This window comes from Xanthomonas sacchari, assembly GCF_024266585.1.
GTDB lineage: Bacteria > Pseudomonadota > Gammaproteobacteria > Xanthomonadales > Xanthomonadaceae > Xanthomonas_A > Xanthomonas_A sacchari_C.
In genome coordinates, this window is sequence record NZ_CP100647.1 from 2,597,520 (window position 1) to 2,620,506 (window position 22,987).

General features: G+C 68.0%; 21 protein-coding genes and 2 pseudogenes. 15 read left to right on the forward strand and 8 right to left on the reverse strand.

What is annotated here, in order from left to right:
- Nucleotides 1-38 precede the first annotated feature (38 nt).
- The 3 genes from NKJ47_RS10680 to NKJ47_RS10690 all read right to left on the reverse strand — a co-directional run bounded on the left by NKJ47_RS10680 (nt 39) and on the right by NKJ47_RS10690 (nt 3,254).
- Nucleotides 39-434: a hypothetical protein gene (locus NKJ47_RS10680; protein WP_254457901.1), complete on the reverse strand. Its 396-nt coding sequence runs from the start codon at nt 432-434 to the stop codon at nt 39-41.
- Nucleotides 427-840 carry a hypothetical protein gene (locus tag NKJ47_RS10685; protein WP_254457902.1) on the reverse strand — a complete coding sequence of 138 codons (414 nt, stop codon included), beginning with the start codon at nt 838-840 and terminating at the stop codon, nt 427-429. Before NKJ47_RS10685 ends, NKJ47_RS10680 begins: the two co-directional genes overlap by 8 nt.
- A gap of 122 nt (nt 841-962) precedes the next feature.
- Nucleotides 963-3,254 carry a TonB-dependent siderophore receptor gene (locus tag NKJ47_RS10690; RefSeq protein WP_254457903.1) on the reverse strand — a complete coding sequence of 764 codons (2,292 nt, stop codon included), beginning with the start codon at nt 3,252-3,254 and terminating at the stop codon, nt 963-965.
- A gap of 348 nt (nt 3,255-3,602) precedes the next feature.
- On the opposite strand from NKJ47_RS10690, the gene NKJ47_RS10695 reads away from it, so the two are divergent.
- From NKJ47_RS10695 to NKJ47_RS10710, 4 genes are all read left to right on the forward strand, one after another.
- A complete protein-coding gene (locus tag NKJ47_RS10695) occupies nt 3,603-4,739 on the forward strand; it encodes an efflux RND transporter periplasmic adaptor subunit (RefSeq protein ID WP_254457904.1) in 1,137 nt (378 codons plus the stop codon).
- A gap of 11 nt (nt 4,740-4,750) precedes the next feature.
- Nucleotides 4,751-7,843: an efflux RND transporter permease subunit gene (locus tag NKJ47_RS10700; protein WP_254457905.1), complete on the forward strand. Its 3,093-nt coding sequence runs from the start codon at nt 4,751-4,753 to the stop codon at nt 7,841-7,843.
- Between the two features lie 13 nt (nt 7,844-7,856).
- Nucleotides 7,857-9,299, forward strand: coding sequence for an efflux transporter outer membrane subunit (locus NKJ47_RS10705; RefSeq protein ID WP_254457906.1), 1,443 nt, complete (start codon nt 7,857-7,859; stop codon nt 9,297-9,299).
- A gap of 118 nt (nt 9,300-9,417) precedes the next feature.
- Entirely contained in the window at nt 9,418-10,044 is a 627-nt protein-coding gene (locus NKJ47_RS10710) for a Fur family transcriptional regulator (RefSeq protein ID WP_254457907.1), read from the forward strand.
- 5 nt (nt 10,045-10,049) lie between these two features.
- On the opposite strand, the gene NKJ47_RS10715 is transcribed toward NKJ47_RS10710, so the two are convergent.
- Complete coding sequence (locus NKJ47_RS10715; protein ID WP_254457908.1) at nt 10,050-10,901, reverse strand: AraC family transcriptional regulator; 852 nt, start codon at nt 10,899-10,901, stop codon at nt 10,050-10,052.
- A gap of 303 nt (nt 10,902-11,204) precedes the next feature.
- Here NKJ47_RS10715 and NKJ47_RS10720 point away from each other — a divergent pair, with 303 nt between their 5' ends.
- Together NKJ47_RS10720 and NKJ47_RS10725 are read left to right on the forward strand one after the other, a co-directional pair.
- Nucleotides 11,205-11,348: a hypothetical protein gene (locus NKJ47_RS10720; protein WP_254457909.1), complete on the forward strand. Its 144-nt coding sequence runs from the start codon at nt 11,205-11,207 to the stop codon at nt 11,346-11,348.
- A gap of 263 nt (nt 11,349-11,611) precedes the next feature.
- Nucleotides 11,612-12,160 carry a GNAT family N-acetyltransferase gene (locus NKJ47_RS10725; protein ID WP_254457910.1) on the forward strand — a complete coding sequence of 183 codons (549 nt, stop codon included), beginning with the start codon at nt 11,612-11,614 and terminating at the stop codon, nt 12,158-12,160.
- A 96-nt stretch (nt 12,161-12,256) separates the two neighbouring features.
- Here the strand turns inward: NKJ47_RS10725 and NKJ47_RS10730 are convergent, their stop codons facing one another.
- Nucleotides 12,257-12,715 carry an acetyltransferase gene (locus NKJ47_RS10730; protein WP_429002408.1) on the reverse strand — a complete coding sequence of 153 codons (459 nt, stop codon included), beginning with the start codon at nt 12,713-12,715 and terminating at the stop codon, nt 12,257-12,259.
- 144 nt (nt 12,716-12,859) lie between these two features.
- On the opposite strand from NKJ47_RS10730, the gene NKJ47_RS10735 reads away from it, so the two are divergent.
- The 3 genes and pseudogenes from NKJ47_RS10735 (at nt 12,860) to NKJ47_RS10745 (ending at nt 15,245) form a co-directional block, all read left to right on the forward strand.
- A complete protein-coding gene (locus NKJ47_RS10735) occupies nt 12,860-13,777 on the forward strand; it encodes an NAD(P)-dependent oxidoreductase (protein WP_254457911.1) in 918 nt (305 codons plus the stop codon).
- Nucleotides 13,778-13,830: 53 nt separating this feature from the next.
- A pseudogene (locus NKJ47_RS10740) lies at nt 13,831-14,650 on the forward strand (alpha/beta hydrolase).
- A 175-nt stretch (nt 14,651-14,825) separates the two neighbouring features.
- Nucleotides 14,826-15,245 (forward strand): hypothetical protein, encoded by a 420-nt coding sequence (locus tag NKJ47_RS10745; protein ID WP_254457912.1) that lies wholly within the window; start codon nt 14,826-14,828, stop codon nt 15,243-15,245.
- Here NKJ47_RS10745 and NKJ47_RS10750 read toward each other — a convergent pair.
- Nucleotides 15,229-16,743, reverse strand: a complete 1,515-nt coding sequence (locus tag NKJ47_RS10750; RefSeq protein WP_254457913.1) for an MASE1 domain-containing protein — start codon at nt 16,741-16,743, stop codon at nt 15,229-15,231. The genes NKJ47_RS10745 and NKJ47_RS10750 overlap by 17 nt on opposite strands.
- A 561-nt stretch (nt 16,744-17,304) precedes the next feature.
- Here NKJ47_RS10750 and NKJ47_RS20765 point away from each other — a divergent pair.
- From NKJ47_RS20765 to NKJ47_RS10765, 3 genes and pseudogenes are all read left to right on the forward strand, one after another.
- Nucleotides 17,305-17,601, forward strand: a pseudogene (locus NKJ47_RS20765) (hypothetical protein); the annotation flags it as partial.
- A gap of 172 nt (nt 17,602-17,773) precedes the next feature.
- Nucleotides 17,774-18,124: a helix-turn-helix domain-containing protein gene (locus NKJ47_RS10760; protein ID WP_254457915.1), complete on the forward strand. Its 351-nt coding sequence runs from the start codon at nt 17,774-17,776 to the stop codon at nt 18,122-18,124.
- Nucleotides 18,125-18,205: 81 nt separating this feature from the next.
- Complete coding sequence (locus tag NKJ47_RS10765; RefSeq protein WP_254457916.1) at nt 18,206-18,658, forward strand: VOC family protein; 453 nt, start codon at nt 18,206-18,208, stop codon at nt 18,656-18,658.
- A 148-nt stretch (nt 18,659-18,806) separates the two neighbouring features.
- On the opposite strand, the gene NKJ47_RS10770 is transcribed toward NKJ47_RS10765, so the two are convergent.
- Complete coding sequence (locus NKJ47_RS10770) at nt 18,807-20,156, reverse strand: Nramp family divalent metal transporter (RefSeq protein ID WP_302329791.1); 1,350 nt, start codon at nt 20,154-20,156, stop codon at nt 18,807-18,809.
- Between the two features lie 149 nt (nt 20,157-20,305).
- Here NKJ47_RS10770 and mntR point away from each other — a divergent pair, with 149 nt between their 5' ends.
- The 3 genes from mntR to orn all read left to right on the forward strand — a co-directional run bounded on the left by mntR (nt 20,306) and on the right by orn (nt 21,941).
- Complete coding sequence (gene mntR, locus NKJ47_RS10775) at nt 20,306-20,770, forward strand: manganese-binding transcriptional regulator MntR (protein ID WP_254457917.1); 465 nt, start codon at nt 20,306-20,308, stop codon at nt 20,768-20,770.
- A complete protein-coding gene (tadA, locus tag NKJ47_RS10780) occupies nt 20,767-21,267 on the forward strand; it encodes a tRNA adenosine(34) deaminase TadA (RefSeq protein ID WP_254457918.1) in 501 nt (166 codons plus the stop codon). Before mntR ends, tadA begins: the two co-directional genes overlap by 4 nt.
- 101 nt (nt 21,268-21,368) lie before the next feature.
- On the forward strand, nt 21,369-21,941 hold the full coding sequence (gene orn / locus NKJ47_RS10785) for an oligoribonuclease (RefSeq protein WP_254457919.1): 573 nt from the start codon (nt 21,369-21,371) through the stop codon (nt 21,939-21,941).
- Between the two features lie 91 nt (nt 21,942-22,032).
- On the opposite strand, the gene NKJ47_RS10790 is transcribed toward orn, so the two are convergent.
- Complete coding sequence (locus NKJ47_RS10790) at nt 22,033-22,986, reverse strand: mechanosensitive ion channel family protein (RefSeq protein ID WP_254461404.1); 954 nt, start codon at nt 22,984-22,986, stop codon at nt 22,033-22,035.
- Nucleotide 22,987 lies beyond the last annotated feature (1 nt).

Consider the following 22,987-nt stretch of genomic DNA (forward strand, 5'->3'; position numbering starts at 1 on the left):
ACGGCGGGGATTGCTGCGAGGTCCGCCTGCGTGGGCCGTCAGCGAGAAGAGGTCCCGCACGTCGACAGCAGTTCCTGCGCCATCTCCACTGCCTGCTCGCGCGAGGAGGCAAGCAGCATGGGGTAACCCCAGAACTTGCCGAACAGGACCGCGAAGGCCTTGTAGCCGACGCGTTTGGCCGGGTTGGGTTCGATCTGGATCATCGCCAGGACCAGCCTTCGCAGTTCCACCTTGTGCTTTTTCATCCACAGCGCCGTGCGTTTCTTTTCTTCCGGCGTGTGCTCGTGGTCTTCGCTCGGCGTGCTGTCGCTCAGGATCACGAATGGCTCCCCGCGCCGCAGGTTCGCCTCGAACGCGTCGAAGTCCTTCTGGTGGTCATGCCCGGGTTCCTGGGACAGGTTCATCCAGACCAAGGGGAAGTTCGAACTATTCATGGGCATGGCCAACTCCTTGACGCTTGATGTGCCGCCAGGTGATCGCAATGGCGAACGCACCGGGCAGGGTGATGAAGAGCACGGCAGAGAGCGCGACATACCAGCCGTCGCGCAGCCCGTCCGCGATTCCTCCGAGGGTATTCAGGACGACGAGCAGGCCGCCGAGGACCAGGGCGATTCCTTGCGCGCGGCGGGTTCCGATCAGGGCGAGCAGCACCGTGACGATCCAGCACCCATAGAAGGCGGAAAACATCCACAGGATGCCGGGATAGAACGTGATGGCCGCTGTCGCTCCGTGCGCTCTCACGAAGGTATTGACGTAGAAGAACAACTGGAAGGTCACGAAAAGCACGACACCCGTCGCAGTCGTCAACCAGAACAATGCGACCCTGTTCGGGGCGTGCATGGTCGCGTCTTGGGTAGGGCGTGGTGGGGGGGAGGGCTGAAGTGGCATGGGCGGGTTCTCTGAAATCGATGGCGGGATGACGGCGGGTGCTCGACCGAATGACGCATTGGCCTGCGAGCGCATCAATACGTGTAGTCCAGCGTCACCATCACGTTGCGCGGTGCGCCGTAACTCACGGTGTCGAAGTCGCCCTTCTGCAGCGCGTATTTCTTGTCGAAAACGTTGTTGACGTTCACGGCCAGATGGGTCTTCTGCGTGATGGCGTAGCGCGCCAGCAGGGAGGCGAGGGCATAGGAACGCTGTTCCCCGCCCAGTGAACTGGTGCCGGTATTGGGCGCCTCGTAGATGCGGCTTTGCCATTTGACGCCGCCGCCCAGCGTCAACTTGCTCCCCGCACCCGGCAATCGGTAGGTGGTGAAGAGCTGGGCCGTGGTGCGCGGGAGTTGCGAATTCAGGCGGACGCCATCGCCATCTTCCGCGGTGAAGTGCGCGATGCCTGCAGCGATGTTCCAGCCATGCGCCAACTCGCCTTGCAGGTCCAGCTCGATGCCGCGCGACTTTGTCCCGTCGGCGCCTTTGTAGGCTTGCGCGCCGCCTGGCGTATAGGTCCCGGCGACGCTCTGCGCCGCGTTGTCCAGCGTGGTTTCGAACACGGCGATCGACGCATTCAGGCGTCCGTCGAGGTAGTTGCCCTTCAGGCCGAGTTCCTTGGTTTTTCCCTTGGACGGCGTGAGCACGTTGCCCTTGCTGTCCCGGTAATCCGTTTGCGGGTTGAAGATGCCGGTGTAGCTGACGTAGGCCGAGTAGGTCGTATCGAGGTCGTAGATCAAGCCCGCATACGGGGTGAACTCGCCCGTTTTCTTGTAGTGCAGCCTGTTGTTGCCGGCGGTGTCGTCGATGTCGTAGTTGCTGACGCGGCCGCCGACGATGAGGTGCAGTGGATCGGCCAGGGAAAAGCGGGCTGCGCCATAGACACCGCTCTGCTTGATCCGGGTGCCGGTGGGTATCCACGTCATGGCGGCGAAGTCGGGCCGGGGATAGGGTTGGCTCAGGTCATACACGTCGACCGGCATGAAGCCCGCGTAGAAGGGCGCGATGTCCCGCTGGCTGGCGGTGCGGCGCGAGCTCGTCGCCCCCAGCACCAGATCGTGCTGGCGGCCCAGCAGTTCGAACGGGCCGCTGGCCATCACATCGACGGTGTTTTGCCGGCTCCGCCCGTCGGACGCCAGCGCGACCGGATACGCCCCGTTGGGGGAGACGCCCAGTCCCGTGGCGCGATCGGGGCGGCCGACCAGGCCGAGCAGCTCGGCATCGTAGTCCGTGCGGTACTGGTTCGCGACGGCGCGGAGCGTCCAGCCGTTGCCGAAGCGATGCGCGAGCTCGGCAAACCCGGTTTTGAGCGTGTTGTCCCAACGGCTCCAGTCCTGCGCATAGCTGCTGGAGCGCGGGTAGTGTGCCTGCGTGCCGTCGCTGAACCACAGCGGCATGCCGCCCCAGGTGGCGCCTTTCGGCGTGATGTCCTGATAGTCGACGCCCACACTCAGCGTCGTGTCCGCGGTCAGATCCGCCTCGATGATGCCGTAGAACGATTTCCTCTGCGGTTTGTAGCGGTCGAGGTACGAATGGCCGTCCTGGTACGTGCCCACCGCGCGCGCGCGGATGCGACCGTCCTGGGTCAACGGCGTGGAGACGTCGGCCATTCCCCGGTAGGTGTCCCAGCTCCCCGCGCCCAGCGAGGCGGACGCTGAGAATTCCGGGGTCGGGCGTTTGCGCACGAGATTGATGGCGGCCGAGGGATTGCCGGTGCCGGTCAGCAGGCCGGAGGCGCCGCGCACGACCTCGACACGGTCGTAGAACGCGGTATCGAGCGAGCCGATGCCGCTGCCGTTGACGATGTTGCCGACCACCGTGGGAATGCCGTCGTACTGCAGGTTGTTGATCAGAAATCCGCGCGAGTAGAAACTCGTCCGTTCGCTGTCGGACTGATACGACGCGATCCCGGTGGTGTTCTCCAGCACGCCCTGCACCGACGTCAGTTGCTGGTCGTCCATGCGTTGGCGCGTGATCACCGTGACCGACTGCGGCGTGTCCCGCAGTGACAGCGGCAGGCGCGTGGCCGCCGCCGTCTCGCCCGTGGTGTAGGAGCCGGTCCCTTCGGTCGCGGCCGCATCCGTGCGGCGCGTGACCTTGACGGCCGGCAAGGTCTGCGTTTCGTGGGGCGTGTTTTCTCCAGCCTCGTTCGATCGCTGCGCCGACTCGGCGGCGAATGCGTTCTGCGCGCCGACGAGGATGGCCGCCCCCAGCGCGACGCCCAGCAGGTTGCGGGACGCGGGCTTGCGCTCATGCAGTGCAGCAGGGAAGGCGCGCCAACCGATTTGCCGCTGGGACGTGCCAGCATCCGTGAAATCGCACATCAAATAATACTCATTAGCGTTTAGACGCACCATTTAACAACGTGGCGCGTTGGCTCGATGGCGAATCTGGGCCAGATTGTTATTCATTCAGGTCATTCGTCATCGCGCGTCGGCGCTGGCCGTAATGCGCAATATGTTGACCTGATGTCGCAATGTGGTTCTTGCCACTCCTGGCTAGGCTGCGCGTCATCGTGGTTTGCCACCTGTCGGCCGCGCGTGCCTGCTCGGCTGAGCAGGCGCTGCTTCTTATCGAGGACACCCCCCAATGCACTTGCTTTGCTTCCGCGCAATGGCGCGCCGCCTCCGGTGGCGCGCGTCCCTGACCTCGTACGCGCAAGGAGGCCGTGCATGAGCGCCTCTCTCTCCCGCGCCAAGCCCATTGCCATCGGCGTCGTCGGCCTGGTCGTGGTCTTCGGCCTGCTTTATGCCTGGCGCGCCACCCGTGGCAGCGGCGCCGACGCCCATGACATGCCGCCGTTGCCGGTCTCGACGATCCGCGCTCAATCCCGTGCTGTGGCCGACGAGTTGCAGGCCGTCGGCAACGTGCGAGCCGTGCGCGAAGTGCTGCTGGCTCCCGACACCTCGGGCCGCGTGACCGCCATCCATTTCGAAGCCGGCCAGACCGTCAAGGAGGGCGCGGCGTTGGTGCAGCTCTATGACGCTCCCGAACAAGCGGATCGTGCGGCGGCGGCGGCAAAGGCCGATTTCGCCCAGGCGCAACTGCGGCGCTCGCAGGAGTTGGCCCCCACCGGCGCCGAACCGCGCGAGGTGTTCGAACAACACAAAGCGGAGGCCGCCCAGGCCGCGGCGGCAGTGCGACAGTGGGACGCAAGGATCCGGCAGAAGAGCATACGTGCGCCATTCTCCGGCCAGATCGGCATCCGGCGCATCAATCCCGGCCAGTACCTCAACGCCGGCGATGCGATCGCCACGCTGACCCAGCTCGACCCGCTCTACGTGGACTTCACGCTTCCCCAGCAGGACTTGCCGAAGCTGGCGCCGGGCATGGCGGTGCAGGTCAGCGTGGACGCCGCGCCGGACAGGGTGTTCACCGGAAGCATCAGCAGCATCGAGCCGCGCATCGACGGCGAAACCCGCAATGTGGTCGTGCAGGCACTGCTGCCCAACGCCGATCGACTCTTGAAGTCTGGAATGTATGCGACGGCCCGGCTGACCTTGCCGATCAAGGCCGACGGCATCGTCCTGCCGCTGACCGCCATCCAGACATCCGCTTCCGGCGACAGCGTGGTGCTGGTGCGGGATGCCAACGCGCAGGGAATCGGCAAGGCGGTCGCCGTGCCGGTCGTCACCGGGCGCCGACTCGGCGAAGACGTTGTCGTGACCCAGGGGGTCAAGGCCGGCGACATCGTGGTGATGGCCGGCCAGAACCGGCTGCCGCCGGGGGCGATGGTGAAGATCAATGCGCCAGCGCCCCCGATGCCGCCTGCGGGCATGGCGGTCGCCTCCGCCGCTGGCGCACGGTAGAGGACGGCGCCATGCAGTTCACCGACATCTTCATCCGCCGCCCGATCCTCGCACTGGTCGTCAGTCTGCTGATCCTGCTGATGGGCGCCACCGCCGTCTTCCTCCTGCCGGTCCGGCAGTACCCCTACCTGGAGAACGCCACCATCACGGTCAGCACGTCGCTTCCGGGCGCGACCCAGGACGTGATGCAGGGATTCGTCACCACGCCGATCGCGCAATCCATCGCCACGGCCAGCGGCATCGAATACCTCAGTTCGACCACCAAGCAGGGCAAGAGCGAGATCAAGGCGCGCCTGGTGCTCAACGCCAATGCCGATCGCACGATGACCGAAGTGCTCGCCAAGGTGCAACAGGTCAAGTACCAGTTGCCGGCGGGCGTCACCGATCCGGTCATCAGCAAGTCCACCGAGGGCGGCACGGCGGTGCAGTACATCGCCTTCTACAGCAAGACCCTCTCGGTCCCGCAGGTGACGGATTTCGCGTCCCGGGTGGCGCAGCCGCTGTTCACCAGCATTCCCGGGGTGGCCTCGGCCGACGTCTTCGGCGGGCAGTCGCTGGCCATGCGCATCTGGATCGATCCGGTCCGCTTGGCCGCGCATGGGCTGTCGGCCGGCGAGATTTCGGCCGCGCTGCGCGCCAACAATGTGCAGGCCGCGCCGGGCCAACTGAAGAGTTCGCTGACCATCACCAACATCAGCGCGGCCACCGACCTGCGCGGCGTGGAGGACTTCCGCCAGATGGTCGTCAAGTCCAGTCCCGGCGGCGGCGTGGTGCGGCTGTCGGATGTCGCCACCGTCGAGGTCGGAGGCCAGAACTACAACAACCTGTCGTTCGCGACCGGCGTGCCTGCGATCTTCGTCGCCATCCAGCCCACGCCCGATGGCAACCCCCTGGAGATCGTCAAGCAGGCCAACGCATTGCTGCCCAAGATTCGCGCGATGGCGCCGCCGGGGTTGACCGTCGCGCCGAATTACGACGTGGCGCGCTTCGTCAATGCCTCCATCGAGGAGGTGAAGCACACGCTGATCGAAGCGATCGTGATCGTCATCGTGGTGATCTTCCTGTTCCTCGGCACCTTCCGCGCGGTGATCATTCCGGTGGTCACCATTCCGCTGTCGCTGATCGGCACGGCGGCGCTGATGCTGGCCTGCGGCTTCTCGATCAATCTGCTGACCCTGTTGGCGATGGTGCTGGCGATCGGCCTGGTGGTGGACGATGCCATCGTCGTGGTGGAGAACATCCATCGCCACATCGAGGAGGGGCTGACGCCGGTGCGCGCGGCATTGCTCGGCGCCCGCGAGATCGTCGGGCCGGTGATCGCCATGACCATCACGCTCGCGGCGGTGTATGCGCCCATCGGCATGATGGGGGGGCTGACCGGCGCGCTGTTCAAGGAATTCGCCTTCACCCTGGCCGGTTCGGTCATCGTCTCTGGGATCGTCGCCTTGACGCTCTCGCCGGTGATGAGTTCGATGCTGCTCAGTTCCAAGCAGGGCGAAGGGCGGCTGGCGAAGCGGATCGAACACGCCATGGAGGGCTTGACCGCGTTCTATGGACGCCTGCTGGCCCACACGCTGGCCGCGCGCGGCGCGGTCCTGCTGGTCGGCGCGGTCGTGCTGGCGGCGATCGTGGTGTTGTTCGCCGGTACCCGCCACGAGCTGGCGCCGACCGAAGACCAGGGCGTGGTCATTGTCGTCACCAAGGCGCCGCAGTATGCAGGCGTCGGTTACACCGCGCGCTACGCCCAGCAGATCGAGACGCTGTTCGAGTCGATTCCCGAGTTCGACAGCAGCTTCATGAACATCGGCGACTATGCCGGCGGCCAGAACATGATGGTCGGCGGCGCGATCCTCAAGGACTGGTCGCAACGCACGCGATCGGCCGCCGACATCCAAGGCCAGATCCAGGCCGCCGGCGGCGCCATCGACGGCGAGACGCTGACCGCCGTGCAGCTACCGCCGTTGCCCGGCTCCAGCGGCGGGCTGCCGGTGCAGATGGTGCTGCGCTCGCCCGATGACTTCAAGGCGCTGTACGCGACAGGCGAGAAGATCAAGACCGCGGCGTATGCCAGTGGCCTGTTCCTCTATGTGCAGAACGACCTGTCCTTCGACAGCCCGCAGGCGCACGTCACGATCGACAATGCGAAGGCCAGCGAAATGGGCGTGAGCATGCAGTCGATCGCCGACACCTTGGCCGTGCTGGTCGGCGAAAACTACGTCAACCGCTTCAACTTCCACGACCGCTCCTACGACGTGATCCCGCAGGTGCGCGGCAGCGAACGCATGACACCGGAGGACCTCGGGCGCTTCTACGTCAAGACAACCTCCGGCGCGCTGGTGCCGCTGTCGACCGTCACCCGCGTCGAGATGCGTCCGCAGGCCAACCAGCTCACCCAGTTCGGCCAGATGAATTCGGCCACGCTGGAAATGCTGCCGGCCCCCGGCGTGAGCATGGGCGAGGCGGTCGCCTTCCTGCAGTCGCAGCCGCTGCCCCCCGGCACCAGCGTGGACTGGCTCAGCGACAGCCGCCAGTTCGTACAGGAAGGCAATCGCCTGCTGGTGTCGTTCTGCTTCGCCCTGGTGGTCATCTTCCTGGTGCTGGCGGCGCAGTTCGAGAGCCTGCGTGATCCGCTGGTGATCCTGGTGACGGTGCCGCTGGCGGTCTGCGGCGCGCTGGTGCCGCTGTGGCTCGGCTACGCGACGCTCAACATCTACACGCAGATCGGACTGGTCACCTTGATCGGGCTGATCTCCAAGCATGGCATCCTGATGGTCACGTTCGCCAACCATATCCAGCACCACGACAACCTGAGCCGCATCGAGGCGATCGAGAAGGCGGCGGCGGTACGCATGCGCCCGGTGTTGATGACCACGGCGGCGATGGTCGCGGGGCTGGTGCCCTTGCTGTTCGCGGACGGCGCGGGCTCGGCCAGCCGCTTCTCCATCGGCATCGTGGTGGTGATGGGCATGCTGGTCGGCACTTTCTTCACGCTGTTCGTGCTGCCCACCGTCTACAGCTTCATCGCCAAGGACCACCGCGCAGCGGCGGAAAGTCCCCGTGCCCGCGAACTCGCGACCGCGGAGGCTCCCGATGTCGCGCTCTGAACGGATCTTTCGCATGCCGACCGCCTCGCGTGCAACCACGCGCCTTCCTGGCCGCGCGATGTTGATGGCGGTCGTCGTTGCCGGTGTCACCGCTGGCTGCGCCAGTGGTCCTGACTACCGTCCACCGGTCACGCCGCACACCGCTGCAGGCGCCTTCGTCAGCCAGCCGGCCGATATGGACGCCGCCGCGTCGCCACCGCCGGACTGGTGGCGGCTGTACAAGGATCCCGCGCTCGATACGCTGGTGCAGGAAGCCCTGTCGGCCAATCCCGATCTGCGGGTCAGCCTCGCCAACCTCGACCGTGCAAAGGCCGTCTACAGGGAAGCCCGTGGCGGCCTGTTCCCCTCGACCGAGGTGTCGGCTGGCGCACGCTACGGCCGCGACCAGACCACATGGACGGGAGCCGGCCGGGCACCCACGCAATGGAGCGAGAGCGGCGGACTCGACGTCGCCTACGAAGTCGACCTGTTCGGCCGGGTCAGACGCGACATCGAGGCCGCACGCGACGACACCGATGCGGTCGCGGCCGCGCATGATGCCGCCAAGGTCGTTGTCGTCGCCGAGACGACGAGAGCCTATGTGGACGCCTGCACCTATGGCGAGTCCATCGACGTCGCGCGCTCGTCCGTTGCGCTGGCCCAGCACAGCCTGGAACTGGTCAGCCGTCAGGAACACGCCGGCGCGGCGTCGCATCTGGACGTGGAGCGTGCCGGGGTCACGTTGGCGCAGGCCCAGGCGATCTTGCCGCCGTTGCAGGGGCAGCGGGAGGCGGCATTGTTCGAGCTGGCCGCGCTGCTGGGCCGCACGCCCTCGCGCGTGCCCGACGCCGCGCGTACCTGCAACAGGGCGCCGGAGATGGCGCAGGCACTGCCGATCGGCGATGGCGCCGCGCTTTTGCGTCGCCGCCCGGACGTGCGCCAGGCCGAGCGGCAACTGGCCGCCGATACCGCACGGATTGGCGTGGCGGTGGCCGACCTCTATCCGCGCGTCACGCTGGGGGCGTCGGGTAGCTACCTGCGCAACGATTTTCTGAGGGGCAATCGTACCTGGTCGTTCTCGTTGGGACCGCTGATCTCCTGGAGCTTCCCCAACACGATGGTCGCACGCGCCCGCATCGCGCAGGCCAAGGCGCAAGCCGACGGCGCGTTGGCCGGCTTCGACGGAACGGTGTTGAACGCGCTGAAGGAGTCCGAGCAATCGTTGAGCGCCTACGGTGCCGCGATGCAGCAGCGCGAGGCGCTGATCGAAGCGCGTGACCGTGCCGAGAACGCCTTCCGGTTGGCGGATCAGCGCTATCGCGCCGGCTCGATCAGCTATCTCGACGTGCTCGTAGCGCAGAGCAGCCTGATCGACGCGAGGTTGCAAGTGACCACTGCCGACCAGCGCGTGGGCTCCGCACGCGTCAGCGTGTTCAAGGCGCTGGGGGGAGGATGGGAGCAGCCTGCGACACGGTAGCACCTATGCGTACCGGCGCGGTGGCCCCCCCGTCATCGCGCTTCTCCCGAGCTACCCACACGCCACGCCGCTCCGCGTTTTCGAATGTCGGAGATCTGGCACAGCAAAGGAAGATGGAATGGAGCCCTGCGATGAACCGCCCCGGATCGTGGATCTGATTGCATCCTTCGGACGCAAAACGCCGCAGTCGGGCCACCACAAGGCGAAGCCTACGGCGGCGGCCGATGCCGATGCCGATGCCGACGCCGGATCGCCGGTGTCGGCGCAGGAGCGGCGCCTGATCGCGCACAAGCTGCGACCGACGGCCGCGCGTGCCGATGTCTTGCGCGCCTTGGAGCAGGCGGCGCCGAGTTGTCTCGATGCCAGCCGGGTGTACCGCCTCCTGAGCGGTCGGCGCGATCGCCTTACGCCGGGATCGGTGTATCGGGCACTGCACGATCTGTGGGTCGCCGGCTTGCTGGTTCGCACGGAAGGCACGCGTGGGCGTGCGTTCTACGCGATCAAGCCCGACCTGCTGACCGCCCGCCACGACACGCTGCGCTGTCGTTGTGGCGCGCGACTGGTGTTCATCGAAGACCCCGTGTTGCGTGCGCACCTGCGGTCGCTTGCCGGGAAGGAGGGCTTCGTGCTCGACGCCGAGACGGTCTTCACCATCACCACCACGTGCGCGCGGTGCGGGCAACTCCGCACTGCAGCGCATGGGGTGGCAGAGGACGATCGAAGGTCACGAACCCGGCGGGCCTGATCCGATCAAGGCGAGATGTCATTGGGCAGCACGATGCCGGGCACGGGAGCAAGCTCGGCGCCGTTCCTGCGGTCGGAAAGATAGCGTGCCGGCGGCTTGCCGACGGCCTTGCGGAACATGGTGACGAACCCGCTGGCGTTTTCGTATCCCAGTTCCAATGCCACCGTCTGCACGCTGTCCCCCTTGGTCAAGCGCTGAAGCGCCAGGATGACGTGCAGTTGCCGGCGCCAGCGCCCGAAACTCATGCCGATTTCGTGCAGCAGCAGGCGGCTCATGCTGCGCTCGCTCATGCCGATGCGGGTCGCCCAGACGGCCTTCGAGGTCTTGTCCGTTGGGTCGGCCAGCAGCAGTTCCGCGAGGCGGCGCAATCGGGCGTCGCGCGGCATGGGCAGATGCAGGTCCTCGACCGGCGCTTCCACCAGCTCGTCGAGCAAGGCGGCAATCAGCCGATCTTCCCGCCCCCCCAGCGGGTACAAGGCAGGAAAACCGGCCACCTTCAGCAGCAGCTCGCGCAGCAGGGGCGATACCGCAATGGTGCAGCAGGTTGTCGGAAGATCGGCGGCGGCGGCGGGATCGACGAACAGGCAATGGCATTCGGTTTCGCCCGACCCGCGTGCCGCGTGGGGCAGGTCACCGGGAATCCAGATGGCGCACTGCGGCGGCACGATCCAGACGCCGTCTTCGATTTCGCAATTCAGGACACCGCGAACGGAGTAGATCAGCTGCGCCTTGTGGTGCCGATGCCGGGCATTTTCCCAGTCCTTTGTCACCGAGGTGGCACGCAGGGCGACGACGGGGCGCGGAACGTTGTCGACGTCCAGGGGCTCAATGACTTCGGTGATGGCAACGCTCGACATGGTGCGCTGGGACTGGTGCCGCCGTGGGGGCTGTCTGTTTTGAATAATACTATTAAAAAATTTTTCTGATTGCATCCGACCGTTGTGCGGTTTGTTGACGTCATGGCGCTGCAGGATCACGGCTTGCGGGGGATGTCGCGCGGATCGCATAGACGCCCTGCCTCGATGGCGGGGGGCGCCGCCTGTTTTCGTGTCGGCTGCGCGGTGGAAGCGGGCAGGGGCGCGCGGCGGTTCTTGCGCGGGCTGTGCGCTGCATCGGATCGCAGGCATCCAATGGCGATGCCCGTTGGGATGTGGGGATCCGTGAACACGGCATCCGATGGGCTGAGGCGGATGCGCCAGGCCCTGATGCGCCGGTTGCCAGAAGACGCGGCGGCCGTTTTGCGTAACACCTCGCTTGGCAACGAAGCGGTTTCGCGGCTGGAGGACCTCGTCTCGCGCGATTGACTGGGCCCGTTGGAGGCCGCTGGTCGCTGGTCGCGAATCCAAGGCCTACCTTGGGACGACGCGGACCACCAGCCCGAAGACCGAAATGCGCGGTGATGCGGTGTCGCGCATTGAAAAGATCGAGACGTTTCGCGCAGTATCCGTGGGCTGATCGTGACCACGACGGTGAACGCGACCGATCTGCCTCGGGGCTGCGGCAGTTGGTTTTCTGGATGAGGTCGTCCCGGATGCAACATGGATCGACAGGCACAGGTGCGAAGACAGTGATCGACAAGCATGCTTCTTGGAATCCTGCCGCGCAGAAGCGCCTGTCGCTGCGTCCGCGCCAGGCGTCCGACGCCGACGCGTTGTTCCCGACGATGTCCGATCCGGCCAGCATGCGCTGGTGGTCGCGCGCTCCGTTCGCGCGTGTCGAAGAGCTGCGCGATGCCTTCGCCGCCGATGGGCATGCGAACTGGCGTGCTTGGGCGATCGTGCCGGTGGGCCAGGCCCGCGCGATCGGGTTCGTGGCGGCCGGGCAGAGGCGCGAAGGCGTGGCCGAAATCGGCTACCTGCTCGCACGCGAGGCGCAGGGGCGCGGGTATGCGCGCGAAGCGGTCGCCTTGTTGATCGAGCAGTTGTTCGCGGAGGGACAGCGGCGCCTCTTCGCCGATACCGATCCGGACAACCGGCCCTCCATCGCATTGCTCACGGCGCTCGGCTTCCGCCTGGAGGGCCGCTTGCGGGCCGAATGGCGTACCCACATCGGTCTCCGCGATGCGCTCATCTATGGGCTGCTGGCCGAGGAGTGGAGCGCTGGAGCGGCTGGTTAGCCGGGGCATGGCGTGCACCCACACGAGGACGCCGAAGCCAAGCGCTGTTCCTCGACCAACCATGCACGGTCGGCACTCACCCGTACCGCAAGCCGCTCATCGCGCATATTCCAGGTGGATCAGCGGATACGGCTTGCCCTGGTCGTCGAGCGGGGAACGGCCTGTGCGCCTGAAACCCATCCTTTCGTAGAAGCCGACGGCCTGGTGGTTCTGTTCGTTGACGTCGGTCGTCATGCGCGGATGCAGCGCCAGCCCGTGGCGCACGAGCGCCGCCCCCACGCCGGTCCCGCGATACGCCGGGTCGACGAACAGCGCCTGCAGATGCCCATCGTCGATCAGCATGAACGCCAGCGGATGGTCGTGCGCATCCACGGCGAACCAGAGCGGGGCCTGCGGAAGAAACCCGCGCACCAGTGCCTCGATCGCCAGGCGATCCGGCGGCGACAGGAAGTCGTGGGTCGCCGCGACCGCGTCGCGCCAGATCTGCAGTGCGCGATCTCCCTCATCGGGGCGGGAGCGTCTTATCCCGAGCGTGGTGGTCTTGCGTTTCATCATGTCGGTAGAACCTCTCGAAGGGGTGCAGCGCTGCGCTCTCGCAGCGCAGTGCCATCCACGCGGATCGTGGAATCGACACGGCGGACACAGCAAATTCTAAAGTCGTCCGGGATGGGCTAGCCTTTCGGGAAACAGGAGAACGGGATGACCGGATCGACGCCGCTCGGCTTCATCGGACTCGGCACGATGGGGCTGCCGATGGCCACCGCGCTGGCGCGTGCGGGGATGCCGCTGATCGTCTGGAACCGCTCCGCAGCACGTTGCACGCCGTTGCTGGCGCTCGGTGCGACGGCCATGCCTGGCGCCGCCGATGTCTTCGCGCATGCCGAAACCGTCGTCCTGATGCTCGCGGACGAGGCCGCGACGGACGCGGTTCTCGCGCGCGCATCGCCGGATTTTGCGGCGCGTGTCGCCGGCCGCAGGATCGTGGCGATGGGCACGGTGCGCCCGGCCTACTCGCTGGCGCTGGCGCAGGCGATCCAGGACGCAGGCGGGCGTTATGTGGAGGCGCCGGTCTCGGGCTCGCGCCGGCCTGCGGAGGACGGCGCGCTTGTCGGGATGCTGGCGGGCGCACCTGACGACATTGCCGCGGTCAGGCCGCTGCTCGCGCCCATGTGCCGGACGATGTTCGATTGCGGTCCGGCTCCGAACGCATTGCGGATGAAGCTGGCGATCAATGTGTTTCTGATCACCATGGTGACCGGCCTCGCCGAGGCGACGCATTTTGCCGCGCGCCACGGCCTCGATCTGGACCGGTTTGCGGCGATCCTCGATGCCGGCCCGATGGCGAGCGAGGTATCGCGGATCAAGGCCGCCAAAGCCAGGGATCGGGACTTCGCGCGGCAGGCGGGCATCTCGGACGTGCTGAAGAACAGCCGCCTGATCGTCGACGCGGCCCGCGAGGCGGCCATCGCGTCGCCGCAGATGGATGCCTGCCTCGCCCTCTACGCGGAGACGCAGGCCTTGGGGCTTGGCGACGACGACATGATCGCGGTCGTTCGCGCAATCGAGGCGCGGACCGCCGCACTGTCGAGCGTCGAGCGCGTCGGCGCCGGGCAGTGACGCGAGAAGGCGGCGGGACTGGCGTGGAAGCCCAACTGCGCGATGGCGGCGGCGTGCCGCCTCCGAAGCCCGGGACGCAGGCGAGAGCGCACTGGCGCCTGGGGCAGGGCGTGCGTACCCCCGTCGCGCTGCTCCACCTGCATGGGGTTTCGGCAAGTTCCGGCGAAGCCGGCGGCTGCCTGAGCGCATGGCCGACGCGCTGGCGGCCAATCTGTACGTGCTTCGCTGGCCAGGCCATGGCGAGGCCGCACCCGATGCGATACGCGGGCTGAGCAGCGCGCGCCTGGAGGCCTCCGCATGCGCGGCGCTCGACCAGGTCCGCACGATGGGGGATCGGGTGGGCATCGTCGGAAGCTCGCTCGGTGCCACCTTGGCGCTCTGGCTGGCGGCGGTGCGGCCCGCCGAGGTTGCCGTCGTCGTGGCGTGGTCGCCGGGCATCCAGGCTGCCGACCCGGCGCTGCTGGATCGACATTGCGTCGCGCACGCGCCCTGGGTCGACGGCCGGCAACGTACGCCGGCCGTCCAGGCGTATTGGTCCAGTGCGATTCATCCCGAGGGCTTCCGTACGCTGCGCGAGACGTTCCGCAAGTACGCCGCCGAACCGCCCTGGCCGCGCGTCGGCTGTCCGGTGTTCCTTGGTTACTGCCGCGGCCTGGAGGGCGCAGAAGACCGGACGGTGTCCGTGCCGGCGATGCAGGCCATGTTCGCGTCGCTGGGGACGCCGCCGGGGCGCAAACGCGTGCAGGCGTTCGCCACGGGGCGCATGCCATCGGTTCGCCGCACCGAACGCCGCTGGCGGGCTTGGTGGCCGACCGTTCCGTGGCGTTCTTGCGCGATGCGCTCGCCGATGTCGAGCGGCCTGGCGCCGGATAGGCCAGCGGATGGGCCGCGGCGACGGTCGGATCGCGGGGCGCGCGGCCGTATCGCCGCGATCGGCCGCACGTTGTCTTCGTGATGGTGTTTGTCAACCGCTTCCCGTCCCGGACCACGTACCTTGATCCAGCCTGAGACGCAGGCGGAACTCCCCGGGTGGGAAAGGAACGATGGAATGAAGACGAAGGCGAAGGGCTTGGCAATCGTGGTCGCGGCGGGACTGGCGCTGTCCTTTCAGGCGCAGGCGCAGTCGTGCTGCCCCTCCGGCGGGCATGGGGTCGTCGGCAAGGGCCTGGGGGAGAGCGTGCCCAGGGCGCTGAATCTGGCCACCGATGCGTCCTGGCGCATCTACGAGTTCTCGCGCGATGGCGTGAACTACGTGCAGATCAACGACGCCAACGGCGTGGTCCGCGCCGCGGTCGGCCGCATCGGCAAGACGCTATGGGTACTGCCGATGGGCAGCGACGTGGCGCGCGTGTCGCTGACGGCCTCGCCTGCGACGCCGGCCCGCGTGGTCTATCGGAGCGCGGATGTGGTGGTGCGCGTGCGCACGCAGGCGCGCGGCGACGCGTGGGAGGTCACCGCGGTGGAGTGAGGCGAGCGGCGCGGCTTTCCGACACCAGGAAGCTAAAGCTCAGCGCATGGCGGCGCCGGCAGGTGCCGCCATGCGCCTGCAGCCGCACCGCCAGTTCCCGCTCGGGCTCCGCCGGGCGGCGCCGCAACGCGCTCAGCATGGCGGCATCGGCGGTAATGCGGATGGCGATGCCGTGCCGTCCCCGGGCGCTCCATACCCGCGCGCGCAACAGATGGGTGTGCGCCACCGGCAGCGTCTCGATGGCGTCGAGAATGCAGCGATACGCCACCAGTTGCAGGCCCAGCGACAGGCGCCGCGGATCGCCCTGCAGGCTGCAGCGGAACTCGGTGGCGCAGAGGTTGCCGAAGCTCGACGCGCGCAGGGTGTGGTACAGGCCATGCGTTTCGATGCCGAGCGGGTAGAGCGCGGTGACGTAGTCGTCCAGCAGCTTCGCCTGGATCATGCCGGTGCGGGTCATCTGCATGGCGGCGGCGTAGTGGCCGCGCGCGCGCAGATCCTCCACCACGTCGCGGCGCAGCTTGTTGATCTGCGTGCTGAGGTCGGTGTAGTCGACCACCCGCCGGCGCAACGTACGTTCGGCGGACAGGTAGCCGGCCTGGGCGAAGGCCAGCGCCTGCTCGCGCAGGCGCCCGTCCTCGCGCATGTGCCGGTAGGCGGCGGAGATCCGCGCGCCGAACGCGAACATCACCGTGGCCGTGGCGGCGAGCAGGATCTGCACCACGAACGCATCGGCATCGTGCATGCCCGGTGCGACGACCTTGGGCATGGACAAGGCCACGGCGACGTTCGCCAGGACCACGCCGAGTGCCGCACCGCGCCAGCCATGGCGCAGCGTCAGCACGATCGCCGGGACCACCAGCAGCACCATCAGCACCTGCCGCAGCACGGCGTCGCCGACGACGGCGATCGCCGCCGACAGCGCCACCACCGCGGCGATGCAGGCCAGACCCTCGTGCAGCAGCGAGGCGCGCATGCTGATCGGCTCGTCGCGGCGCAACCACAGCAGCGCCGGCAGCACGAACATCAAGCTGCCCAGGTAATCGCCGAGCCAGTAGCGCAGCAGCACGTCCAGCGGCGCCGGCCCGGCCGGGCCGCCCAGCGCGGTGTTGATCGCGATGTTGCAGAGCGTGCTCCACAGCGCGGTCGCCAGGATCAGCGGCAGCAGCCAGTGATCGTTGCGCGCCAGATCCGGGATGCGCTGACGCGCCAGGACCGGCAGCAGCGCCACGGCCGGCATCAGCAGGAACGGACTCAGGTACGCCCAGGCCGCACTCGCGCCCCAGGTGCCGCTCATGGGGATCCGCAGCGTCAGCAGCGCGGCGGCATCGCCCACCATCAACCACGGCCAGCGCCGGACGGGGGAAAACAGCAGGCTGGCGACGCGCACGCCTGCCGGCAGATACCACTGGTCCACGGAGCAGCGCCAGGCCAGCAGGAAGGTGGCGCAGTAGGCAACGCTGAGTAGAACGCCTCTGGCGATGTCTCTTCCCGCGGCCATCCCCGCCATCCGTGGTGTGTCGCGGCTACTGTATAAGCCGGATCGGTGTCGAGGGTAGACAGTTGCTGTTGTAGACAGCCGTGTGCGGTGTGTCGCAAGCGGTGGGTGGATGCACCCTAGCGCGATCGTTCGTCTCGCGCCGGATTCGGCAGCTGCGGCGGCATTGCCACTTCCAGCATTTCGATGCTGCACCGACGGCGTCCTGCTTGCCGCTCGCGCTCGCGCATGCAGCGACACGTGCTTGTCTGCTTCGATGCCGCGCCATGCGAGCGCGGCCGCGTCGGCGCTGCACGGCCAGGCGATACTCGACGCAGGACAGCGACCGCCAAGCGCCGAGGGGCTTCAGCAATGCTGGCGTCCTGCCACAACGGATTCGACTAGGCCGTCCCGGGCACGCCGTGCATGTCATGCCGAAGAGCGTCCTCGATGTTCCGTCATCGTCGCACCGGATCGATGCCGGCGAGGGCGTGGCCGAGCGCGCACGGCAGTCCTCCGGTCACCGGGTTGAAGACGGCGCCGAGGCGTCTATCGACAGGGCAGGGGGAGGCGTAGCATCGGGCCATGGCTTCCGTGCATCGGCCTCCCGTTCCCGCATTGCGCGGCCTGGTGACGTCGGTGTGGGCGCACGATCCCGCGCCGGCGGCGGCGGCCGTGCGGCCGCACGCGCGCGAGCATGTGCTGCCGACCGGCGCCACGCATCTTGCCGTGCGCATCGGCGGCGCGCCGTTGCGGGTGTTCGACCACGCGGCCGACCTGCGCGGGCATTGCCTGGGCCATGCGGTGGTGGGGGGCGTCCGCATGGCGTACCACGTGCGCGATGTCGCACAGCCCGCGGTCTCGGTCGGTGCGATGCTGCGTCCCGGCGCCACGGGCGTGCTGCTCGGCGTGCCGGAATCGGCGCTGGCCGGGCACCACACGCCGCTGGAACTGCTGCTGTCCGCCGGCGAGGTCGACGCGCTGCTGGAGCGGCTGCATGCAGGCGCCGACGCGCCGGCGCGACTGGCGGCATTCGAGCAGTGGTTGATCGCGCGTGCCGGTGGCCGGCCGCCGCTGCTGCATCCGGCGCTGGCGCCCATGCTTCTGCGCGCCTGGCAGCCGGGGCTGCGCGTGGAGACCATGGTGGCTCAGCCATCGGCACTGCATCGCCCTGTTCCGGCAGGCGACCGGCCTGGCACCGAACGCATGGCTGCGGCTGCAGCGCTTCTCGCATGCGCTGGAACTGGCCTGCGACCGATCGCTGGGCTGGGCCGAGATCGCGGCCGCCAGCGGCTTCGCCGATCAGGCGCATCTGGCCAATACCTTCCGCAGCGTGGCCGGTGTCGCGCCGTCCGCCTGGCGTCGCATGGCCGACCCGGCCGCGCCACGGCACGTGCCGCGCTGAGCGCGGCGCAGGTCAATTTCCTGCAAGACGCCGCATGCGCAGGGTTCCACAATGGGCATGCACTCCACACAAGGACCTGTCATGGCGATCCACGAACTCTATGCCTACCTGTGCGTGCGCGATGCCGCCGCGGCGATGGACTTCTACGCGCGTGCATTCGGCGCGCGCGAACTGTTCCGCCTGACCGAGCCGGACGGGCGCGTCGGCCATGCCGAGGTGGATCTCGACGGCCACACGTTGATGCTGTCGGAAGAATATCCGGACATGGGCGTGCGCAGCCCCGAACATCTCGGCGCCACGCCGGTGACGCTGCACCTGCATGTGGATGATGCCGACGCGCTGGTCGCCCGCGCGGTCGCCGCCGGCGGCACGCTCGAGCGCGGGATGCAGGACCACTTCTACGGCGAACGCTCCGGCACGGTGCGCGATCCCTTCGGTCACCGCTGGCTGATCGGCCACGCGATCGAGTCGGTGACGTCGCAGGAGATGCAGCGGCGCTACACGGCCTTGTTCGATACGTCGGCCAAGACATGAGCGGGAGGCGGCGCACATGGCCGGGCAGCACGCCAATGCTCGCAGCTTTACCCGGCAACCCGCCCGATGTGCCTTGAATGCACCGGTGCCGGAACGCGGGCCAGGCTCGGCAGGCGCGCGCACCCGGCGCGCTGCGGCTGCGCAGCGCTCAGTGCAGCAAGGTATCCGCCAGCAGCTTCAGGTTCAGCACCACGATCAGCGCGGCGATCGCCCAGGCCAGCCAGGCCAGCCCGCGACGCACCACCAACGGGCCCATGCGGCGCTTGTCGGTGACGAAGCGCACCAGCGGGATCACCGCGAACGGCAACTGCATCGACAGCACCACCTGGCTCAGCACCAGCAGCTTGGCAGTGCCCTGTTCGCCATACAGCGAAGTCACCGCGACCACGGGGATGATCGCCAGGCCGCGGGTCAGCAGGCGCCGCGCCCACGACGGCAGGCGCAGGTGCAGGAAGCCTTCCATCACGATCTGCCCGGCCAGGGTGGCGGTGACGGTGGAGTTGATGCCGGAGGCCAGCAGCGCCACCGCGAACAGGGTGGAGGCCAGGCCGACGCCGAGCATCGGCGCCAGCAGTTCGTGGGCCTGCTCGATCTCCTGCACGTCGGTGCGGCCGTGGGCATGGAACACCGCGGCGGCCAGGATCAGGATCGCGGCGTTGACGAACAGCGCCAGGCTCAGCGCGATGGTGCTGTCGGCCAGCGCCCAACGCAGCGCCGAACGACGGCCCTGGTCGGTGCGTTCGTAGGCGCGGGTCTGCACGATCGAAGAGTGCAGGTACAGGTTGTGCGGCATCACCGTCGCGCCGATGATGCCGATCGCCAGGTACAGCGCGGCCGGGTCGGTCACCACCTGCGTGCGCGGGATGAAGCCGGCCAGCACCTCGCGCAGCGGCGGCGCGGCCAGCACGATCTGCACCAGGAAGCAGACGAAGATCACCGTCAGCAGGGCGATCACGAACGCCTCCAGCGCACGGAAGCCGCGGCGCATCAGGTACAGCACCAGCAGCGCGTCGATCGAGGTGATGATCGCGCCGGCGGTCAGCGGGATGCCGAACAGCAGCTTCAGCGCGATCGCGGTGCCGATCACCTCGGCCAGGTCGCAGGCGACGATCGCCGCCTCGCAGGCCAGCCACAGCAGCAGGTTCACCGGCTTGGAGTAGTGCGCGCGGCAGGCCTGGGCCAGGTCGAGGCCGGTGGCGATGCCCAGGCGCGCGGCCAGGCCCTGCAGCACGATCGCCATCAGGTTGGAGAGCAGGATCACCGACAGCAGCAGGTAGCCGAAGTGCGAGCCGCCGGCGATGTCGGTCGCCCAGTTGCCGGGGTCCATGTAGCCGACCGAGACCATGTAGCCAGGCCCGAGGAAGGCCAGGAAGCGGCGCCAGCCCAGGCCGCCGCGCGGCACGGCGACGCTGGCGTGCATGGCGCCCAGGCTGGGCCGGGCCTCGCCACGACTGGCCTGGGCGTCGGCGGATTGGGGAAGGGGCAGGGGAACGGCCATGGCGGCGACGGGGTGGGCGGGGTGCGAACGAGTATATAGCAGGTGCTATATGGATTAGCATTGGCAATTCAAATCGCTGCGATAGCCAGGATTTCGGCCAGAATAGGCAGGTGGCCGGCGGGGCGCCGGCAGCGGACAAGGGCGTTGCGATGCAGAAAAGCGGGAAGTCGATGGCGCCGCAGGCGGTGCTGCTCGACGCCGAGGTGCAGGTCGAAAGCTTCCGCCAGGTGCGCGAGGCGCACCGCCTGGAGCTGATCGAGGATTACGTGGAGCTGATTTCCGACCTGCTCGCCGACGGCGGCGAAGCGCGGCAGGTGGATATCGCCGCGCGCCTGGGCGTGGCCCAGCCGACCGTGGCCAAGATGCTCAAGCGCCTGGTCAAGGGCGGCTGGGTGGTGCAGCGTCCGTATCGCGGGGTGTTCCTGACCGCCGAGGGCGAGGCGCTGGCCGCGGCCAGCCGGCAGCGCCACCAGACGGTGGAGCAGTTCCTGCTGGCCCTGGGCATCGACGCGGATACCGCGCGCCGCGATGCCGAGGGCATCGAACACCACGTCAGCGAAGCGACGCTGACGGTGTTCGCCGAGTTCGTGCGCAAGCACGGCGCGGCGCGATGAGCGTCGGCGACGACGCGCAACGGGCGCGCGACGAGCACTGGATGCGCCACGCGCTGGCCCTGGCCGAGCGCGCCGAGCGCGAGTTCGACGAGATCCCGGTCGGCGCGGTGCTGGTCTCGGCCGACGATGAGGTGCTGGGCGAGGGCTGGAACCTCAACATCGCCGAGCACGATCCCAGCGCGCACGCCGAGATCGTCGCGCTGCGCCAGGCCGGCCGCCGGCTCGGCAACCACCGCCTGGTCGGCAGCCGCCTGTACGTGACCCTGGAGCCATGCGCGATGTGCGCGATGGCGGTAGTGCATGCGCGGGTGGCGGAGCTGGTCTACGCCGCCACCGATCCCAAGACCGGCGCCTGCGGCAGCGTGTTCGACCTGCTCGCCGACCCGCGCCACAACCATCGCGTGCAGGTCCGCGGCGGCGTGCTGGCGGCGGAGGCCAGCTTGCGCCTGACCAACTACTTCCGCGCCAAGCGCGGCAAGCCGCTGCTCGGCGGTTGAGGCATCGCGCCCCTGCCGATCGCGCAGGCCGCACGGTATCATTGAAGGCTGATACGACACTTCCGCGCCGGCCTCGCCGCCGCGAACGACAGGACGGTGATATGGCGCAAGCGCACGTGGCGAACGATCGGCTGATCTGGATCGATCTGGAAATGACCGGCTTGGATACCGATCGCGATTCGATCATCGAAATCGCCACGGTGGTGACCGACGCCCAGCTCAACGTGCTGGCCGAAGGCCCGGAGTTCGCCATCGCCCATCCGCTGCAGACGCTGGAGGCGATGGACGAGTGGAACCGCAACCAGCACCGCCATTCCGGCCTGTGGCAGCGCGTGCTCGACAGCAAGGTCACCCTGGCCCAGGCCGAGGCCGAGACCATGGCGTTCCTGACCCAGTGGTGCAAGCCCGGCACCTCGCCGATGTGCGGCAACTCGATCTGCCAGGACCGGCGCTTCCTGCATCGGCAGATGCCGCGGCTGGAGCGCTTCTTCCACTACCGCAACCTGGACGTGTCGACGCTGAAGGAACTGGCGCGGCGCTGGGCGCCGACGGTGTCGGCCGGCCTGACCAAGGCCTCCTCGCACACCGCGCTCAGCGACGTGCACGACTCCATCGACGAGCTGCGCTACTACCGCCCGTTCATGGGCAGGCTGGGCGGGCAGGGCGAGGGCTGATCCTCGACCCGGACGCCTGCGGGCGCATGCGACACGCCGCTCGACGCGCGTCGGGCGGATGCAGGGAACACGGAAAAGGGGATGCCGCCGCTCAGCGCGCCAGCGGCGGTCCCGGCTTGGTCTCGCCGTCGTCGGTGACGCCCTTCGTCAGCAGTTCTGCGATCGGACGGCCGTCGGCATCGTGGTGGTACACGTGCAGGTCGCGCTGCGGGTACGGAATGCTGAGCCCGTTCTCCAGCAACTGGTTGCGGATCTGTTCCAGCGTGCTGCTCTTGGCCGCGCCGAAATCGCCATTCTTGGCGTAGCCGAACAGCATCAGGTCCACCGTGCTCTCGCCCAGGTTGGTCACCTGCACGAACGGGGCGGGCGTCTTCAGGATGTTCGGATTGTCCTGGGCGATCTGCAGCAACAGCTCCTGCGCCTTCTTCAGGTCGTCGCCGTAGCCGACGCCGACGGTGATCTCCAGGCGCCGGTTGGGCAGGGTGCTGTAGTTGACGATCGGCGCGGTGGTGATGGTGCTGTTGGGCAGCGTCACCATGCGCTCGTCGAAGGTGCGGATGCGGGTCTGGAAGATCCGGATCTCGTCGACCACGCCTTCCTGGCCGGCCACCACCACGTGGTCGCCGTCGCGCATCGGCCGCAGCACGATCAGCATCACCCCGGAGGCGATGTTGGACAGCGAGTCCTTCAGCGCCAGGCCCACCGCCAGGCCGGCGGCGCCGAGCACGGCGAACAGCGAAGTCGGCGGTACGCCGATCTTCTGCAACGCGGTGACCAGCACCAGCACCAGCATCAACGCGTAGGCGACGTTGCGCAGGAAGTTGCTGAGCGTGGTCTCCACCCGCGCGCGCAGCAGGGCGCGCTGCAGCCACAGGCTCAGGCGCTTGGCGATCCACATCCCGACCACCAGGATCAGGATCGCCACGCCCCAGTTGAGCGCGTACTGCGTCCAGTCCAGCGTCCGCCAGTCGAGCGAGCGCGTGGCCGGCGCCGCCGGGGCGGCGGCCGTGGTGGCCGCCGTCAGTGCCGTCAGCCACGACTGCATC

Excerpts from the sequence above, each read along its gene's own strand:
- NKJ47_RS10715 (WP_254457908.1), bottom strand. The coding sequence starts at position 10,901 with ATGTCGAGCGTTGCCATCACCGAAGTCATTGAGCCCCTGGACGTCGAC.
- tadA (WP_254457918.1), top strand. The coding sequence starts at position 20,767 with ATGAGCGTCGGCGACGACGCGCAACGGGCGCGCGACGAGCACTGGATG.
- NKJ47_RS10700 (WP_254457905.1), top strand. The coding sequence starts at position 4,751 with ATGCAGTTCACCGACATCTTCATCCGCCGCCCGATCCTCGCACTGGTC.
- NKJ47_RS10690 (WP_254457903.1), bottom strand. The coding sequence starts at position 3,254 with ATGTGCGATTTCACGGATGCTGGCACGTCCCAGCGGCAAATCGGTTGG.
- NKJ47_RS10745 (WP_254457912.1), top strand. The coding sequence starts at position 14,826 with ATGAAGACGAAGGCGAAGGGCTTGGCAATCGTGGTCGCGGCGGGACTG.
- NKJ47_RS10750 (WP_254457913.1), bottom strand. The coding sequence starts at position 16,743 with ATGGCCGCGGGAAGAGACATCGCCAGAGGCGTTCTACTCAGCGTTGCC.
- NKJ47_RS10730 (WP_429002408.1), bottom strand. The coding sequence starts at position 12,715 with ATGATGAAACGCAAGACCACCACGCTCGGGATAAGACGCTCCCGCCCC.
- NKJ47_RS10735 (WP_254457911.1), top strand. The coding sequence starts at position 12,860 with ATGACCGGATCGACGCCGCTCGGCTTCATCGGACTCGGCACGATGGGG.
- NKJ47_RS10695 (WP_254457904.1), top strand. The coding sequence starts at position 3,603 with ATGAGCGCCTCTCTCTCCCGCGCCAAGCCCATTGCCATCGGCGTCGTC.
- NKJ47_RS10765 (WP_254457916.1), top strand. The coding sequence starts at position 18,206 with ATGGCGATCCACGAACTCTATGCCTACCTGTGCGTGCGCGATGCCGCC.
- NKJ47_RS10790 (WP_254461404.1), bottom strand. The coding sequence starts at position 22,986 with ATGCAGTCGTGGCTGACGGCACTGACGGCGGCCACCACGGCCGCCGCC.
- NKJ47_RS10710 (WP_254457907.1), top strand. The coding sequence starts at position 9,418 with ATGGAGCCCTGCGATGAACCGCCCCGGATCGTGGATCTGATTGCATCC.
- orn (WP_254457919.1), top strand. The coding sequence starts at position 21,369 with ATGGCGCAAGCGCACGTGGCGAACGATCGGCTGATCTGGATCGATCTG.
- NKJ47_RS10680 (WP_254457901.1), bottom strand. The coding sequence starts at position 434 with ATGAATAGTTCGAACTTCCCCTTGGTCTGGATGAACCTGTCCCAGGAA.
- NKJ47_RS10770 (WP_302329791.1), bottom strand. The coding sequence starts at position 20,156 with ATGGCCGTTCCCCTGCCCCTTCCCCAATCCGCCGACGCCCAGGCCAGT.
- NKJ47_RS10685 (WP_254457902.1), bottom strand. The coding sequence starts at position 840 with ATGCACGCCCCGAACAGGGTCGCATTGTTCTGGTTGACGACTGCGACG.
- NKJ47_RS10705 (WP_254457906.1), top strand. The coding sequence starts at position 7,857 with ATGCCGACCGCCTCGCGTGCAACCACGCGCCTTCCTGGCCGCGCGATG.
- mntR (WP_254457917.1), top strand. The coding sequence starts at position 20,306 with ATGCAGAAAAGCGGGAAGTCGATGGCGCCGCAGGCGGTGCTGCTCGAC.